This window comes from Flavobacterium koreense (assembly GCF_054776075.1).
Map to the genome: position 1 here is coordinate 1 of NZ_BAAHCF010000033.1, position 517 is coordinate 517.

Consider the following 517-nt stretch of genomic DNA (forward strand, 5'->3'; position numbering starts at 1 on the left):
CTCCTGCAACTGGTTGTGCATTAATAGTAATTGTAGCTACACTTGAATCACTAATACATGGAGCTATTCCTGTTAATGTATATGTAAAAGTACTTGTTGTTGATCCAACTGCCGGTGTGAATGTTCCGTTTACTGAATCAAACGTTCCTCCTGTTCCTGTAGTTCTTACCCATGATCCTCCTGATTGTTCGCTTGTAATAATACTATATAAATCTATAATACCTGATGTCTCACAAACAGTTAAAGAACCATCAATTCCTGCATCCAATTGTGCTGTAATATTTACAGAAGCAATACTAATATCTACTCCACATGGCGCAGCTCCTGTAACAGTATATTCAAAAGTACTCGAGGTCGTACCTACCGATGGAGTGAAAGTTCCTGTGCCTGCATTGAATGTTCCGCCTGTTCCGCCTGTTCTTACCCATGAACCTCCTGAACTCTCGCCTGTAATCAAACTAAATAAATTAATAGGTGTAGAACTACTACCGCAAATATTTAAACTGCCATCGATGCC

General features: G+C 39.5%; 1 protein-coding gene. It reads right to left on the minus strand.

Annotation, left to right across the window (positions count from 1 at the left end; translation table 11 throughout):
- The coding region (locus ACYU7A_RS12325) for a hypothetical protein (RefSeq protein ID WP_460576970.1) at nt 1–517 on the minus strand (517 nt) is incomplete at both ends.